This is a genomic window from Hespellia stercorisuis DSM 15480, assembly GCF_900142165.1.
Taxonomy (GTDB): domain Bacteria; phylum Bacillota; class Clostridia; order Lachnospirales; family Lachnospiraceae; genus Hespellia; species Hespellia stercorisuis.
Genome location: NZ_FQZY01000048.1, coordinates 16576 through 32946 on the forward strand (window position 1 = coordinate 16576; position 16371 = coordinate 32946).

The following is a 16371-nucleotide window of genomic DNA, read 5'->3' on the forward strand; positions in this document are numbered from 1 at the left end:
ATCACCTCTTTCTATTATATATTTATTGCCAATTCTTTATCTCAAGAAAGGCGTGGCATCTCTGTCACGCCTTCATATTCCCGCTTATGCCGGATTTCTTCCGCAGCACTGTTTGTACTTCTTGCCTGAACCGCACGGGCATGGATCGTTCGGATAAATCTTTTTCTCCTCGCGCTTCTTCGGTGCACGTGCAGCGCTCTCATCCTTGTTCGTACCGGTCACCTTCGCCACCTGTTCACGCTCGACCTTCTGTTCAATTCTGATATGGAACAGCATACGCACCGTATCCTCTGTGATCGCGTTTGTCATGGCTCCGAACATGTCGTAGCCCACCATCTTGTACTCGACAAGCGGATCTCTCTGACCGTAAGCCTGAAGACCGATTCCCTGTCTCAGCTGATCCATGTCATCAATGTGATCCATCCATTTTGCGTCGATGACCCTGAGCAGAACCACGCGCTCCACTTCACGCAGGTGTTCCGGCTCCGGAAATTCCAGTTCCTTCGCCTCGTAGGCCTTGACCGCACGCTCCTTCAGCATATGCTTCAATTCCTTCTGCTGGAGGTTCTGCACTTCTTCGATCTTCGGCACCTCCATCGGAATCGTTGCGTGGAGACTGACGTCCAGTTCCTTCAGATCCCACTCCTCCTGCGGAAGTTCCGGTGAGATGCAGTGGTCAACCGTGTTTTCCACATAATCTGTAATCATGTGGTAGATGGAATCTCTCATGCTCTTTCCATCCAGAACACTTCTCCGCTCTTCGTAGATAATCTCTCTCTGCTCGTTCATAACCTGATCGTATTCCAACAGATTCTTACGAATACCAAAGTTGTTGCTCTCTATCTTCTTCTGCGCCTTCTCAATCGCATTGGAAAGCATCTTATGTTCAATCTGTTCTCCGTCTTCCACACCCAGAGTGTTGAATACTTCCATCAGACGCTCTGATCCGAACAACCGCATCAGATCATCCTCCAGAGAAATATAGAATCTGGATTCGCCCGGATCACCCTGACGTCCGGAACGACCACGCAGCTGATTGTCAATACGTCTTGATTCATGACGCTCCGTTCCGATGATCTTCAGTCCGCCTGCCGCCCTTGCAGCGTCGTCCAACTTAATATCGGTACCACGACCCGCCATGTTGGTTGCGATGGTAACCGCACCATGCACACCGGCGTCCGCCACGATTTCGGCCTCCATCTCATGGAACTTCGCATTCAGCACCTTGTGCTGGATGCCTCTCTTCTTCAGCATCCGGCTCAACAGCTCGGAAATCTCGATTGTGATCGTACCCACCAGTACCGGCTGGCCTGTAGCATGAGCTTTCTCTACTTCTTCCACAACCGCCTGGAATTTCTCCTTCTGGGTTTTATATACCGCATCCTCCAGGTCGATTCTCTGAATCGGCTCGTTCGTCGGAATCTCAATAACGTCCATGCCGTAAATGTCACGGAACTCTTTTTCCTCAGTGAGTGCGGTACCGGTCATACCACTTTTCTTTTCATATTTATTAAACAGATTCTGGAACGTAATCGTCGCCAGTGTCTTACTCTCCCGGCGGACTTTCACGTGCTCCTTCGCCTCGATTGCCTGATGCAGGCCGTCAGAATAACGGCGTCCCGGCATGATACGTCCGGTAAACTCATCAACGATGACCACCTCTCCATCCGGGGTCACCACATAATCCTGATCGCGGAACATCAGATTGTGTGCGCGCAGGGCAAGGATCGTGTTGTGCTGGATCTCCAGATTCTCCGGATCCGCAAGGTTTTCAATATGAAAGAACTTCTCGACCTTCTTCACACCGTCCTCAGTAAGATTGACCGTCTTCTCTTTTTCATTGACAATATAGTCTCCGGTCTCCTCAATGTCCTCTCCCATGATGGCGTTCATCTTGGAAAATTCTCCGCTCGCCTCACCTCTCTGCAGCTGACCAGCCAGAATATCGCATGCGTCGTACAATTTCGTAGACTTTCCGCTCTGTCCTGAAATGATAAGTGGTGTTCTCGCCTCATCAATCAGTACGGAATCGACCTCATCGATGATTGCATACTTCAGCCCTCTCTGCACCAGCTGCTCTTTGTAAATGACCATGTTGTCACGCAGATAATCAAACCCAAGTTCGTTGTTCGTAATATAAGTAATATCACAGCTATACGCTGCTCTTCTCTCATCATTGTCCATGTCATTGAGCACAACTCCGACCGTCAGTCCCAAAAATTCATGAACCTGTCCCATCCACTCCGCATCACGCTTTGCCAGATAGTCGTTGACTGTGACGATATGAACCCCCTCGCCGGCCAGTGCATTGAGGTACGCCGGAAGTGTAGATACCAGTGTCTTACCTTCACCTGTCTTCATCTCGGAGATTCGCCCCTGGTGAAGAATGATACCACCTACCAGCTGGACACGGTAATGGCGCATCCCGAGTGTTCTGAATGCAGCCTCTCTCACAACCGCATAAGCCTCCGGAAGAATATCATCCAGAGTCTCTCCATCTTTCAGCCGTGCTCTAAATTCTTTTGTTTTATTCTTTAATTCTTCATCTGACAGTTCTTTCATCGCCTGTTCCATCGACTCAATCCTGTCCACAATCGGATAAACCCGTTTTAGTTCATTCTCGCTGTGTGTTCCAAAAATCTTCGTAATTAGACTCATAAATTTACTCCTTGTAATTTTACTTCTTGTAATTTTACTATTCTTCATTCTAACACTTACAGAAAATTTGTTCAACCAGTTTATTCTGTTCTTTCCTTTTGCTTCTTTGCACAAATGGAAAAGTATGCTATATTAAATGTAGTACTGTGATTTTTTAGCAGAGTACAGCGCCATTATTAGTTATTATCACTACAAGTATCTGTTGCAGGAGGAATATCATTATGAATATTGTATGCTTAGATTTAGAGGGAGTTTTAGTCCCTGAGATATGGATTGCATTCGCCAAGGCCAGCGGAATTCCGGAGTTGAAGAGAACCACACGCGACGAGCCGGATTACGACAAGCTGATGAACTGGCGTCTTGGAATCCTCAGAGAGCATGGCCTTGGATTAAAAGAAATCCAGGAGACCATTGCCACCATCGACCCGATACCGGGAGCAAAGGAGTTTTTAGATGAACTCCGCTCTATCACGCAGGTTATCATCATCAGCGATACCTTCACACAGTTTGCAACCCCGCTGATGGAAAAGCTGGGCTGGCCTACTATTTTCTGTAACTCACTGGACGTGGCAGAGGACGGCTCTATCTCCGGTTTCAGGATGCGTATCCCGGAGTCCAAACTGAACACAGTGAAGGCCCTGCAGTCCATCGGTTACGAGACGATTGCAAGCGGTGACAGCTTCAATGACCTGGGAATGATTCAGGCGAGCAAGGCCGGATTCCTTTTCAAGAGTACCGATCAAATCAAGGCGGACTATCCGCAGTTTCCGGCTTTTGAAGAGTACGGCGAGCTGCTGGACGCCATCAAAAAAGCATTGTAGTACAATAAACAGATCAAAAACGCCTGCACGGACGAATCCTTGCAGGCGTTTTTTCATCTGTTCTCATCCTTCGCGCCGTTATACCTCGCGATTTTCTCGTACGGTATCGCTCCGCCGAACAAATCCAACGCACTTCCTATCGTAAAATCCAGCTTTCCGCCGCTGGTCTCCTCGAACTTCCGCAGATCCTCCATACTGCCGATTCCTCCGGCATAGGTGATTGGGATTTTCCCCCAGTCACTCAGGAGACGTACCAATTCCAGTTCCACCCCGGACGCTTTTCCTTCCACATCCACACCGTGCACCAGAAATTCATCACAGCAGCCCGCCAGTTTATCCAGAACCGACTCCTCCAGTTTCACCTCGGTAAATGTCTGCCAACGGTCAGTCACAATATAGTAGTCCCCGTCCTTCTTCCGGCAGCTCAGGTCCAGAACGATCTTCTCTCTTCCCACGGCCTGCACCAGGCGCGCGAGATTCTCCCACTGGATCTTTCCCTCTTGAAACACATAAGAAGTCACAATCACATGGCTTGCCCCGGCACGGATATACTCCTGCGCGTTGTCCGCATGGATTCCTCCGCCGATCTGCAGCCCCTCCGGATATGCTGCCAGCGCTTTCATGGCCTGCGCTTTTGTCGCCTCATAATATTCCGAGGTCGAGGGGTTGAGGAGAATGATATGTCCTCCCATCAATCCATCCGCCCGGTAGCGCTTCGCATAATAATCTGCGCCCAGCTCCGATGCGAAATTTGTGTCTGCCTGATCTCCCTGATCCTTCAGGCTCCCTCCGACGATCTGCTTGACGGTTCCATTATGTATATCTATGCATGGTCTGAATTTCATTCTCTTCCCCCTCTTATCCCTGAGCCTCAGCCCATCCTAAACGCGCTCTGTTAAAGAACTTTCTTTTTTAATCTTTTCTAGTTTCTCTCTTAATATCTGTTGTCGAACACGCGGGTCGATTTCTTTTCACTGCGCGGCAGATCGCCGATCTGAACCGGCTTCACATTTACCGCAATACCGATCTTCGCCTTGAACGCTTCTTTGATTGACGCTGTCGCCTGTTTCTTTTCGACACCTTTTTCAATCTCCACAAACAATGTACAAACATCCTTCCCGTTCAGATGATCCAGCATAAACTGATACTCACTTGACGCCTCCGGAACGTCCTTGAGCATCTCCTCGATCTGGCTTGGGAAAATGTTCACGCCCTTCACCTTCACCATGTCGTCTGTTCTTCCGATCAGGGTGTCAATTCGCGGGAATTTCGAACCGCACTTACACTCGCCTGGAATAAATCTGGTGATGTCATGTGTGCGGTAGCGGATCAACGGCGCTCCCTGCTTACGGAGTGTCGTGATGACAAGCTCACCGCTCTCGCCATCCGGCACCGTCTTGCCGGTCTTCGGATCAATGATTTCAAAGTAAAGATAGTCATCCCAGTAATGCATACCGCACTCGTACTCACAGCTCATGGCAATCCCCGGCCCGTAGACCTCCGTCAGTCCATAGACGTCATACAGTTGAACCCCCAGTTCATTTGCTATTCTCGCGCGCATTTTCTCACCCCACCGCTCCGAACCGATGACGCCTTTTTTCAGATGGATCTTATCACTGATGCCGCGCTTTGCAATCTCTTCCGCCAGGAGCAGGGCATAGGAGGAGGTCGCACAAAGCACCGTGGATTTCAGATCCTGCATCATACGAAGCTGTTTGTCTGTGTTGCCCGGTCCCATGGGAATTGTCATTGCACCCAGGTACTCCGCTCCCAGCTGAAAACCGATACCGGCCGTCCACAATCCGTAGCCCGGTGTGATATGCACACGGTCGAGCGCTGTGATTCCGGCCATCTCGTAACATCTGGCAAACATTTTCGCCCAGTCATCCACGTCCTTCTGTGTATAGGGAATGATGACCGGAGTTCCCGTCGTGCCGGAGGAAGAATGGATCCGGACGATTTCTTCGTCCGGAACAGCCTGCAGGCCCAGTGGATACGCCTCCCTCAGATCGCCTTTCCACGTGAATGGAAGTTTCTCAAAATCTTCCTGAGACTGAATCTGTTCAATATTGATTCCCTCGAATTTTTCGCGGTAAAAACAATCCTTTGCCGTCAGTGTCTTTAAATTTTCTTTGATAAGATTGAATTGCAGCTCTGTCATTTTCATCGTCTATCTCTCCTTCGCACCCAGCTCCAGCGCCTGTTTGTTCATCACAAAGAACTGTTCTTTTCCGTTTGCCCTGATGGCAGTTTCCATTTCCTCCAGTGTCACGTCCAACGCGCCTGATGCGACGGCCGCTCCAAGCAGCGCCACATTCAGCACCCTGGCCGATCCGGCACTCTCGCAGATTGCATCCCCATCCACGACCACCAGATTCTGCACAGTTTTCTTCAGATATTCTATCATCTCAGTTCCCTCATACACCTGCCCGCTCAGGGTGGATGTAGTCGGCTTTACCGCCTTTTTATTTACGATCACCTGTCCGTCCGCCTTCAGATAAGGAAGTGCACGCACTGCCTCCGCCGGTTCAAATGCGATGATCACATCCGCGCTGCCATGTGGAATCAGAGGCGAATGTATCTCCTCTCCCATTCTCACATGACTGACGACCGATCCGCCGCGCTGTGCCATTCCGATGGTCTCAGATGCACGAACCTGCTGCCCCTTTTCCATCGCTGCATACGCGATCAGCTTGCTGGCAAGAACCACGCCCTGACCGCCGACTCCGCAAAGTAAACAATTTTTATTCATGGTTCTCTCCCTCCTTTTCAATCACAATTGCGCCGCTCGGACAGACCTGTGCACACAGTCCGCATCCAAAACAGAGTGATGGTTCAATGACGATCCTGCCGTCATTCACGGTAATTGCAGGACAGCCCAGCTGACTGACGCACGCCTTGCAATTGATGCAGTTCTCCTGCCGAACCACGTATGCCCTGGACGGCTTTGCGACCGCAATACACGGAGACTGGAACAGAATCACCCGCACGCCTTTTTCATCCGCCACTTTTTTCACGGCCTCCACGGCCTCGTCAAGCTTCAGCGGATCCGCTTTCACAATGTCCGCCACCCCGATACCGGTGAGGATCCGCTCAATGCTGATCCGGTTCGCTACGTCTTCCGGCTTCTGTGACGGATTCATCATGGTCACTCCGGTTCCGGGATGTGGCTGGTGTCCGGTCATAGCAGTCGTCGAGTTATCCAGCACCACCAGAACGATATCGGTTTGATTATAGACCGCATTAATCACCCCCGTGATCCCCGATGCAAAAAATGTAGAGTCTCCGATGAACGCAAAATTTACTGCATCCGGCTCTATAATATGCAGGCCCTGGGCAATGGTCACATCTGCCCCCATACACAGACAGGTGTCCACCATGTCCAGCGGTTTTGCATTTCCCAGCGTGTAGCAGCCGATGTCTCCACTAAAGACTGCTTTCTTTCCCCGCATTGCCTTCTTAACTGCATAGAAAGAAGCCCGGTGCGGACAGCCCGCGCAGAGTACCGGCGGTCGGATTGGGAGCTGTGGTGCCTCCTCCTGTCTCAAATTCGGAACAGTCTGCAGTGCCTCGTTTTCCAGATAGACTGCCAGATCAGCAGTCACGCTCTCCACACTGTTCTCTCCGGCAACCGCCGTATCACGGCTCAGTTTTCCCTTGATCACCGTAGACAGATGATATTTTCCCACGAGCAGGAGCAATGCCCGCTCGATCACCGGTTCCAGTTCCTCAAGGACCAGTACCTCATCGACCGACCGGAGAAATTCCAGCGCCAGTTCCTCCGGAAATGGATGGGGCGTTCCCACCTTCAGAAGCGGTACTCCGTCCGGGAGTACTTCTTTTATGTACGCATAGCTTACGCCGCCTGTGGCAATTCCCTTTTTCCCAGTTCCCTGCTCCAGTTTGTTTCTATTATAAGAAGAGAATACTTTGGATAGCTCCACATTCCGATCCTCAATCTTCTTGTGATTTTGAAAGGAAAGTCTCGGAAAGATCACCCATCTCCCCGTATCCTTCACAAATCCTTCCGGCTCCGCCACTTCAAGCTCCGGTAACAGCTGAATGCTGGCACGTCCGTGACAAACTCTCGTCGTCGGCCGAAACAGCACCGGTGTCTGGTACTCCTCCGAGTAGGCGAAGGCTTCACCGATCATCTCATACGCCTCCTCAGGTGAGGACGGATCGAACACCGGCAGTTTTGAAAACTGCCCGAACAATCTGGTGTCCTGCTCTGTCTGGGAAGAAATCGGTCCCGGATCATCTGCGGAAATGATCACCATGCCGCCCTTCACGCCGATATACGCCAGACTCATCAGCGGATCCGACGCGACATTCAGCCCCACCTGTTTCATCGTCACCAGCGTCCGCGCACCGGCATACGCCGCACCGGCACCGACCTCCATGGCTGCCTTCTCATTCACTGACCACTCCACGTGAATTTTTCCCGTATTATGCTTTGCCACTGTCTCCAGTATCTCCGTGGACGGAGTCCCCGGATACCCGGCTACCATACGCACCCCGGCCCGGATCGCACCCAGCGCAATCGCTTCATTACCCATCAATAATTTTTTCTTCATATGTATGAACCCCTTTCACACGTTATCTAATTAAAAAGTCTACCATAAACCTCATCGAAAATCCACTACAAATCCGATTGAGGGAGCGCCCGCAAAATCCAAAGGAATTTCCTATTGCATAAAAAAGACAGCCGTGAAATCTGCGGCTGCCTTTTGCCCTTAACGGGCTGTGTTGTTATTTTCTGTTGTATTTTCAGCGTTGTCGTTCAGGTTGTCGCCGGTATTGTCCGTGTTGTTGTCAGTTTTGTTGGTTTCGTTATTGTCTCTGGTGATGTCGTCCACGACCTTATCTGCAGCATCTGTGGTGTCATCCACTGCATGGTCAATGCCGTCTCCCACATCTTTGGCCGCATCGCCTGCCACGCCGTCCTTGGCCGCGGAGTCCTTCGTCGTGTCCTGACCGCTGGTCGCTCCGTTCACATTGCCTTTATCGGTCTTGTTTGTACTCCCGCACGCTGTCATTCCCATCACTACCGCTACGCATAAAATCAACACCAACCATTGTTTTACTTTTCTCATCGCAAATCTCCCTTTTCATAATATTTATGATAGTAATATTTGCAATAATTTGATTTTTATACATGTTTTTTTCTGCAATCTCATTTTGTAGCTGTTTTTCATGTTTTTATGATGTTAAAATGTTTCACTGCAGCAGGAAACTGCCATTCGTTCTACTTCTCGACAATCCGGCCGTCTCGGTACGCGATCAGCAGGTTTTCAAGATCCGCAATCTGTTCCTTCAGTTCTTTTCCGATATCAGTATCACCCACAAGCCGTCTCTCTCCCACCCGTTTTACGATGCGCATCTCCGAGTGGATGTCACTCTCCTTCTCAATTGCCGCCTCTGCGGACTCGAACGGATCATGCGCAACCAGCAGAAGTCCGTAGGAATTGTATACCAGCGTATAGCCCGCAATTCCGGTTTCTTTCTGATATGCCTTGGAAAATCCTCCATCAATGACTAGCACCTTGCCGTTACATTTGACAGGGTTCTCTCCGTTTTTCTGTTTCACCGGGACGTGGCCGTTGACGATGTGCGCGCCCTCTGTCGACAGGCCAAATTCCCGCAGGATTCCGTCCATCGCAGCCTCGTCCTCCACCAGTCTGTAATAAGGATTCTTTTTCTCCAGATGGGTCTCCTTCTCCGCCAGAAAATATCGTTCGAACGTAGCCATCTTGTCCTTTCCGAACAGCGGTGACATCGGATGAAGCCAGATGTACCACATCACGTCCTTTCCGCGTTCCTTTTCCCTGGCATCCATTGCGAAGAAGCCTTTTCTCACATAGCTGTCAAGCACTTCGTACAATTCTTTTCCCTTGTAGGTTCTGTTGAAAAGTCTGGTGCTTTTCAGGCTGCCGTCCTCATTGAGCGGGACGCATCCATGATACAGAAGATTATTGTTATATACCTTGTACAGACTCCCCTTCGTCAGTAAGAAACGCATGTGCGTCTGCAGTTTATCGCAGGTCAGGAATGCTCTCTCCAGACGATCCATGATCTCCTCTTCCTCTTTTGAGAGGACATACGGATGCTTCGGATCCACTGTCGGGAAATTCATATCTAACATTTTATACTCTTTTCCATCGATGGTAATTGTGCCCTTTTCCCAGTCTATGCGGTGCAGCAGATTACGGTCATCCAGCTTGAAGCCCGGATTTCTTTTTATGATCTGCCCCTCCAGCTTGAACTGAATGATGGAAATAGCCTTGTGTATCCGGAGGTTTATGTCCATCTCTGTGGCGTTGGCATTGTTCTCGGCCTTCAGTTCAAAACAGGTGCAGGGATCATTCTTATAGGCCGACAGCGCCAGCGTCGCCAGCGGAAGAAGATTGATTCCGTATCCATCCTCCAGAATATCCAGATTTCCATAGCGGGCACAGATTCTGATCACATTGGCAATGCATGCCTTCTGTCCTGCTGCCGCCCCCATCCAGAGCACATCATGATTCCCCCACTGGATGTCCAGAGAATGGTAACTCATCAACTTATCCATGATGATATGCGGTCCCGGTCCACGATCGTAGATATCGCCAACGATATGTAAATGGTCCACGACCAGTCTCTGAATCAGCTCCGAGATGGCTGCAATAAATTCCTCCGCACGTCCAATCCGGATAATGGTGCTGATGATCGCGTTGTAATAAGATTCTTTATCACTCATGTCTGATTTTTCTGTGATCAGCTCATCGATCACATATGCAAAATCCTTCGGCAGAGCCTTACGTACTTTGGAACGGGTATACTTGCTGGCGGCACGTTTTGCGACCTCGACCAGACGATACAGATTGATCTTATACCAGTCCTCCATATTTTCTTCCGTCTTCCTTACCTCCACCATCTTTTCTTTTGGATAGTAGATCAAAGTCGACAGAAGCTGCTTGTCCTTGGTGCTGAGCGTATTGCCAAACACATCGTCAATCTTGCTTCTCACAGAGCCGGATCCGTTCTTCAGCACATGGGCAAATGCCTCATACTCACCGTGGATATCCGTCAAAAAGTTCTCGGTTCCCTTCGGAAGATTCAGAATTGCCTGCAGATTGATAATCTCCGTTGCCGCTGAAGCGATGGTCGGATAAATGTCTGAAAGCCGCTCCAGATATCTCAATTCCATTTTTTTTTCGTTCTCGCTCATATCCCCCTCCTGTTATAACTGGATTACATCGCTCATATCATAAAGGCCTGCCTGTCTGTCTGCTAAAAACTTCGCTGCCTCCACTGCACCCTTTCCGAATATCGCCTTTGAGTATGCTGTATGCTTAAACTCGATTACTTCATCCGCACCGGCAAAGATCACCTCGTGCTCCCCGACAATCGAACCGCCTCTGACTGCTGACATTCCAATTTCCTTTTTAGTTCTCTTCTCACGAACCTGACTGCGGTCATACACATATTTATACTCATGATCCAACGTCTCATTGATAGAATCCGCCAGTGCGATTGCGGTACCGCTCGGAGCGTCCACCTTCTGATTATGATGTTTTTCCACAATCTCAATATCAAATCCGGCAGGAGCCAGAACCTTTGTCGCATTCTGGAGAAGCTTCAAAAGCATGTTGATACCAAGTGACATATTGGCCGATTTCAAAACTGCGACCTTCTTTGCTGTCTCCTCCACTTTCTTCAGCTGTTCTTCAGACAGTCCCGTTGTGCACAGCACCACCGGAACCTGCTTCTCCACACAGTAATCGAGCAGTCCGTCCACTGCTGCCGCATTAGAGAAATCAATGATCGCATCTGCTTTCACGTCACATTTTTCAATACTCTCAAACACCGGATATTCATTCGGCACCCCTGTGTAGCTGTCTACCCCTGCGACCAGCTCCGTATGCTCGTCATTTTTGACGATATCTGTGATCACCCGGCCCATCTTGCCGTTACATCCATGCATTATTAATTTAACCATGTTGCTTTCCTCCCTTTGTGCGCTTTTCGTGCACTCACTTACTTATAGAACAAAGAATATCCTATTGTATAAAAAAAGGATACCATATAATTGAGTTCAACTCAACCAATGATACCCTTTTTGTACATTCATTTTTTAACGCAGCCTCACTTTTATGCCAGCTTGATACCGTACTCCTGCATCGCTTTTGCAAGCTTCGCGGCATGTTCCTCAGACATCTCACAGAGAGGCATGCGCAGTGGTCCCACACCCATTCCCATAAGGTTCATGGCTTTCTTGACCGGAATCGGGTTTACCTCACAGAATAACTGATTGATCAGCGGCAGTGCCTTCAACTGAAGTTCACGGCTCCCCGTCAGGTCTCCCGCAAAAAACTTTGCACAGATATCGTGCGTATCCTTCGGTGCCACGTTGGCCAGCACGGAAATTACACCGATACCACCCAATGACATCAATGGCACAATCTGGTCATCATTGCCGGAATACAGATCTACTTTACCGTCTGTGAGCTGCATAATTTTTGCAACCTGGGAAATGTTGCCAGAGGCCTCTTTGACTGCCACAATATTCTCCACATCCTTCACCAGAGTCGCCACGGTCTCCGGTGCAATGTTCACGCCGGTTCTGCTCGCTACACTGTAGAGGATCATCGGCGCCTTGGCTGCGTTGGCAATCGCAGTATAATGTGCGACCAGACCAGCCTGCGTTGCCTTGTTGTAATATGGTGTAACCACGAGCAGACCATCTGCCCCTGCCGCCACCGCCTCTGTGGACAGCTCGATCGCCGTCTGTGTACAATTGGAGCCGGTTCCCGCAATCACCGGGATTCTCTTTTTCGTTCTCTCGACCGCAAACCGGATACAGTCCATATGTTCCTTTTCTGTTAAAGTGGATGACTCGCCTGTCGTTCCGCAGATGATGATGCTGTCTGTCTGGTTATTGCAGTGGAAATCGATCAGCTCATCCAGTTTATCGTAATTCACACTTCCGTCCTCTTGGAATGGTGTAACCAACGCCACTCCGGCACCTCTAAATATCGTCATTGTAATCCTCCTGACATCACTTATCGTTCTCATTTACTGCTACAAATTTTATCATTAAATATAAGCAATGTCAATGCAAGTTACCAACAGTTATTTCTATATAAAAGCCTCGTCGAGACATTCCAGCTTGCTCACCGATACCTCGTAGGCCGTCCGGGTCTCCGTCTCGGTCTCCGATATTTTTTTCAGATATTCCCGGCTCTGAATCCTGCCGAGCACCTGTACATGCTCGCCCACTTCAAAATTAGATGCATAGCGCGCGTTGCGCCCCCAGCAGATGCAGGGGATATAATCGGACTTTCCATACGGCCTGTTTACCGCAAGCAGCAGATCTGCGATTTCGCGCCCGAGCGGCGTCTTCCGATAGATCGGTGCCTTGCAGATATATCCCTCCAGCATGATCTGATTCGTCTTTGCCCCGTCCAGCTCCTCATCCACAAATGAAATTTCCCGGACAAAGACCGACAGCACCAGTCGGTTTTTCTGTTCTTCGTGCCGATTGTAGGAGCGGAACTGCCCGCTCACCATAATAAATTCTCCCGTGTAGTCCTTCGTCACATCAATGAGCCGCTCCGATACCATCAGCGGAATCCGATCATCCGAATTGCTCAGCCGCTTGACCAGAATATCCACCATGTAAAATCCTTCTCCAAACACCTCGTGGCTGAATAGGAATTGCGAGGCCACTTCCCCCATCACGGTTACCTGATTGTTTTCCATTACCTTATCTGACATAATTTGTAATTCTCCCTTCCTCTTATTCGTATTTTTGAGTCAATACTAAGTGTATGAGTCAATGTCCTGTTTTAGAACTCAATCTTGTCCGATTTTTTACGGGCAGTCATTCTGAATATCCGATTCATCCGCGCCGTATCAATTTTTTTAATTCCTTATAATAAAAATATATTTTGACCACAACATCATATTGTGCTAAAATATAGGGGTTGCAATGATATATATAGGAAATAAAGGATGATAAAAGATGAAAACAAAACGTGAAGATATTAGAAACATTGCTATAATTGCCCATGTTGACCATGGCAAAACGACACTGGTAGACGAGCTTTTAAAACAGAGCGGCGTATTCCGCGAGAACCAGGCAGTTGCTGAACGTGTCATGGATTCCAATGACATCGAAAGAGAACGAGGTATCACCATTCTCTCCAAAAACACTGCCGTATATTATAAAGATACAAAAATCAACATCATTGACACACCGGGACATGCCGATTTCGGCGGCGAGGTAGAACGTGTACTGAAGATGGTAAACGGCGTCATCCTCGTGGTAGACGCATTCGAAGGTGCTATGCCGCAGACCAAGTTTGTTCTCCGCAAGGCTCTGGACTTAAAACTTCCGGTTATCGTGTGCATCAACAAAATCGATCGTCCTGAGGCAAGACCGGACGCTGTAATCGACGAAGTGCTGGAACTGCTCATGGATCTCGGTGCATCTGACGAGCAGCTTGACTGTCCGTTCGTCTACGCTTCTGCCAAGGCAGGTGTGGCTGTACTCGACCTGACCGATGATGAGAAGAACATGGTTCCGTTATTCGAGACCATCTTAGACTATATTCCTGCACCGGAGGGTGATCCGGATGCACACACTCAGGTACTGATCAGCACCATCGACTACAATGAGTACGTGGGGCGAATCGGTGTCGGCAAGGTGGACAACGGTACCATCGCTGTGAATCAGGAAATGGTTGTTGTCAACCATCATGACCCGGACAAATGTCAGAAGGTTAAGATCAACAAGTTATATGAATTTGATGGTCTGAACAAAGTGGACGTCAAAGAGGCGACCATCGGTTCCATCGTTGCGATTTCCGGTATTTCTGACATTTCAATCGGTGATACACTCTGCTCTCCGGAGAATCCGCAGGCGATCGAGTTCCAGAAGATTTCCGAGCCTACAATCTCCATGCAGTTCATGGTAAATGACAGCCCGTTTGCGGGGCGCGAAGGAAAATTCGTCACCTCCAGACATATCCGTGAGAGACTGATGCGCGAGCTGAACACCGATGTCAGCCTGCGTGTGGAAGATACCGAGAACATGGACTGCTTCAAAGTATCCGGACGTGGAGAGCTTCATCTGTCCGTTCTGGTTGAAAACATGCGCCGTGAAGGATATGAGTTCGCAGTCAGCAAGGCCGAGGTATTATACCACGAAGACGAGAACGGTAAGAAGTTAGAGCCTATGGAGCTCGCATACATCGATGTACCGGATGAGTTCACCGGCGTTGTCATCGAAAAGCTGAGCCAGCGAAAAGGTGAGCTGCAGAACATGACTCCGACTGGCGGCGGCTACACTCGACTGGAATTTTCCATTCCATCCCGTGGACTTATCGGATATCGTGGCGATTTCCTGACCGACACCAAGGGTAACGGTGTCATCAACACAATTTTTGACTGCTACGCTCCGTTCAAGGGCGAAATCCAGTATAGAAAACAAGGTTCCCTGATTTCATTTGAGACCGGCGAATCCGTTACTTACGGCCTGTTTAGTGCTCAGGAACGTGGTACATTATTTATCGGCGCCGGCGAAAAAGTCTATTCCGGTATGGTTATCGGACAGAATGGTAAGACTGACGACATCGAGTTGAATGTATGTAAGACAAAGCATCTCACCAACACCCGTTCCTCCGGTGCCGATGATGCCTTAAAGCTCACGACACCGCGCATCTTAAGTCTGGAGGAGGCACTGGACTTCATCGATACAGACGAGCTGCTGGAAGTAACACCTGAATCACTGCGCATCCGCAAAAAGATTCTGGATTCCAGAATGCGCCGAAGAAGTACATTGAACTAATCTGTACCGAAGAAACACTGGAAAACAAACGGTTCCCCGAACCGTCACAAGGAGGAGCCCGTCATGTCAAAATACTTAAACGCATTTTTAAAACAAATGACAACCGCATTGGAATTTGTGATTTCACTGATTCTCACGGCTGGGATTATTATTCTCGTCGGTCAACTGCTCCTTTCATTTTTTCCGACCGCTTCCAGCCCGCAGCTGCCGGACTATGACAGTCTGATGAGCACCTGCTTTAACCTGATCATCGGTGTGGAGATGATTCGTATGCTGTACCAGCACACGCCGCACACCGTATTCGAGGTGCTGCTGTTCGCCATCGCAAGACAGATGATCGTCGATCACTCTTCCGCGTGGAACAACGTAATTGGGGTTGTCGCAATCGCCGGACTATTCGCCACCAGGAAATTTCTGTTCGTGGCCTTCGACGAATCCGAACGCATCATTTTCCGGGCCAGCCAAAAGGTTCGAAACGTTAACCGGCTGACCCACATCCACATCCCCCATGAAAATGAGGAGACACTGGGTGCGCTGCTCACCAGAAAACTTCTGGAAGACGGTCAGGAAATAGCTGTCGGAGCATGCCTGTACTTTTCAGACTTCGGTCTGCGCATTGTCAAAATGACAGAAGACAAAATCAGCACCATCGAATTGATCCGTTCCTTACAATAATTATAGAGCAACCGCCACACAAGGTGGGAACCCTAGAAATTTGAAGACTTGCCCTTACAGGCAAAGGGGCTGTCGCACTAGCTGATTAAATTCAGCGGTGCGCAGCTCTTTTTTTCCTACAGAAATGTCCTTTTTATTCCATTTCTGATTCATATTGATTTTTGGGCGTACTTGAACCAGACCTTCTATGAAAAGGTTGTTTTGAATTTTGATAGTTCAAAAATCATGCTGTTTTAAGTTCAAATAAATGCTGTCCTATTTTACCGGATTGTATTTTTCTGTGAAGTTTATTGATGTTATGAGCAATTGCGATCATGGTACTTTCCGCAAGGACATTCACAGTTCCGCGACACAGATATTTTCGAAAGGACATATCTTCTTTGG

13 protein-coding genes are annotated in these 16371 nt (G+C 49.1%); 3 read left to right on the forward strand and 10 right to left on the reverse strand.

The features are described 5' to 3' along the window. Window positions 1-84: 84 nt before the first annotated feature. Complete coding sequence (secA, locus tag BUB85_RS14395) at window positions 85-2658, reverse strand: preprotein translocase subunit SecA (protein ID WP_073111733.1); 2574 nt, start codon at window positions 2656-2658, stop codon at window positions 85-87. 221 nt (window positions 2659-2879) lie between these two features. On the opposite strand from secA, the gene thrH reads away from it, so the two are divergent. After that, a complete protein-coding gene (thrH, locus tag BUB85_RS14400; RefSeq protein WP_073111735.1) occupies window positions 2880-3479 on the forward strand; it encodes a bifunctional phosphoserine phosphatase/homoserine phosphotransferase ThrH in 600 nt (199 codons plus the stop codon). Between the two features lie 53 nt (window positions 3480-3532). On the opposite strand, the gene hisA is transcribed toward thrH, so the two are convergent. The 9 genes from hisA to BUB85_RS14445 all read right to left on the reverse strand — a co-directional run bounded on the left by hisA (window position 3533) and on the right by BUB85_RS14445 (window position 13238). Next, the gene (gene hisA, locus BUB85_RS14405) at window positions 3533-4324 is read right to left on the reverse strand and encodes a phosphoribosylformimino-5-aminoimidazole carboxamide ribotide isomerase (RefSeq protein WP_073111738.1); all 792 of its coding nucleotides are present in this window, start codon (window positions 4322-4324) and stop codon (window positions 3533-3535) included. A gap of 89 nt (window positions 4325-4413) precedes the next feature. Continuing rightward, the gene (locus BUB85_RS14410) at window positions 4414-5646 is read right to left on the reverse strand and encodes a phenylacetate--CoA ligase family protein (RefSeq protein WP_073111740.1); all 1233 of its coding nucleotides are present in this window, start codon (window positions 5644-5646) and stop codon (window positions 4414-4416) included. Window positions 5647-5649: 3 nt separating this feature from the next. After that, window positions 5650-6231: an indolepyruvate oxidoreductase subunit beta gene (locus tag BUB85_RS14415; RefSeq protein WP_073111742.1), complete on the reverse strand. Its 582-nt coding sequence runs from the start codon at window positions 6229-6231 to the stop codon at window positions 5650-5652. Then, window positions 6224-8056: an indolepyruvate ferredoxin oxidoreductase subunit alpha gene (gene iorA / locus BUB85_RS14420; protein ID WP_073111744.1), complete on the reverse strand. Its 1833-nt coding sequence runs from the start codon at window positions 8054-8056 to the stop codon at window positions 6224-6226. The genes BUB85_RS14415 and iorA overlap by 8 nt, the downstream gene beginning before the upstream one ends. Window positions 8057-8215: 159 nt before the next feature. Next, window positions 8216-8575: a hypothetical protein gene (locus tag BUB85_RS14425; RefSeq protein WP_073111746.1), complete on the reverse strand. Its 360-nt coding sequence runs from the start codon at window positions 8573-8575 to the stop codon at window positions 8216-8218. Between the two features lie 152 nt (window positions 8576-8727). Beyond that, on the reverse strand, window positions 8728-10689 hold the full coding sequence (locus BUB85_RS14430) for a fructose-1,6-bisphosphatase (protein WP_073111748.1): 1962 nt from the start codon (window positions 10687-10689) through the stop codon (window positions 8728-8730). 12 nt (window positions 10690-10701) lie between these two features. Then, a complete protein-coding gene (dapB, locus tag BUB85_RS14435) occupies window positions 10702-11460 on the reverse strand; it encodes a 4-hydroxy-tetrahydrodipicolinate reductase (protein ID WP_073111750.1) in 759 nt (252 codons plus the stop codon). A 152-nt stretch (window positions 11461-11612) separates the two neighbouring features. Then, window positions 11613-12503 (reverse strand): 4-hydroxy-tetrahydrodipicolinate synthase, encoded by an 891-nt coding sequence (gene dapA, locus BUB85_RS14440; protein ID WP_073111752.1) that lies wholly within the window; start codon window positions 12501-12503, stop codon window positions 11613-11615. A gap of 96 nt (window positions 12504-12599) precedes the next feature. After that, window positions 12600-13238 (reverse strand): single-stranded DNA-binding protein, encoded by a 639-nt coding sequence (locus tag BUB85_RS14445; protein WP_073111754.1) that lies wholly within the window; start codon window positions 13236-13238, stop codon window positions 12600-12602. Between the two features lie 247 nt (window positions 13239-13485). On the opposite strand from BUB85_RS14445, the gene typA reads away from it, so the two are divergent. Continuing rightward, entirely contained in the window at window positions 13486-15312 is a 1827-nt protein-coding gene (typA, locus tag BUB85_RS14450; protein WP_073111756.1) for a translational GTPase TypA, read from the forward strand. A 63-nt stretch (window positions 15313-15375) separates the two neighbouring features. Next, window positions 15376-15987, forward strand: a complete 612-nt coding sequence (locus tag BUB85_RS14455; RefSeq protein WP_073111758.1) for a transporter — start codon at window positions 15376-15378, stop codon at window positions 15985-15987. The last annotated feature ends 384 nt before the right edge of the window (window positions 15988-16371 follow it).

Excerpts from the sequence above, each read along its gene's own strand:
- secA (WP_073111733.1), bottom strand. The coding sequence starts at position 2,658 with ATGAGTCTAATTACGAAGATTTTTGGAACACACAGCGAGAATGAACTA.
- thrH (WP_073111735.1), top strand. The coding sequence starts at position 2,880 with ATGAATATTGTATGCTTAGATTTAGAGGGAGTTTTAGTCCCTGAGATA.
- hisA (WP_073111738.1), bottom strand. The coding sequence starts at position 4,324 with ATGAAATTCAGACCATGCATAGATATACATAATGGAACCGTCAAGCAG.
- BUB85_RS14410 (WP_073111740.1), bottom strand. The coding sequence starts at position 5,646 with ATGAAAATGACAGAGCTGCAATTCAATCTTATCAAAGAAAATTTAAAG.
- BUB85_RS14415 (WP_073111742.1), bottom strand. The coding sequence starts at position 6,231 with ATGAATAAAAATTGTTTACTTTGCGGAGTCGGCGGTCAGGGCGTGGTT.
- iorA (WP_073111744.1), bottom strand. The coding sequence starts at position 8,056 with ATGAAGAAAAAATTATTGATGGGTAATGAAGCGATTGCGCTGGGTGCG.
- BUB85_RS14425 (WP_073111746.1), bottom strand. The coding sequence starts at position 8,575 with ATGAGAAAAGTAAAACAATGGTTGGTGTTGATTTTATGCGTAGCGGTA.
- BUB85_RS14430 (WP_073111748.1), bottom strand. The coding sequence starts at position 10,689 with ATGAGCGAGAACGAAAAAAAAATGGAATTGAGATATCTGGAGCGGCTT.
- dapB (WP_073111750.1), bottom strand. The coding sequence starts at position 11,460 with ATGGTTAAATTAATAATGCATGGATGTAACGGCAAGATGGGCCGGGTG.
- dapA (WP_073111752.1), bottom strand. The coding sequence starts at position 12,503 with ATGACGATATTTAGAGGTGCCGGAGTGGCGTTGGTTACACCATTCCAA.
- BUB85_RS14445 (WP_073111754.1), bottom strand. The coding sequence starts at position 13,238 with ATGTCAGATAAGGTAATGGAAAACAATCAGGTAACCGTGATGGGGGAA.
- typA (WP_073111756.1), top strand. The coding sequence starts at position 13,486 with ATGAAAACAAAACGTGAAGATATTAGAAACATTGCTATAATTGCCCAT.
- BUB85_RS14455 (WP_073111758.1), top strand. The coding sequence starts at position 15,376 with ATGTCAAAATACTTAAACGCATTTTTAAAACAAATGACAACCGCATTG.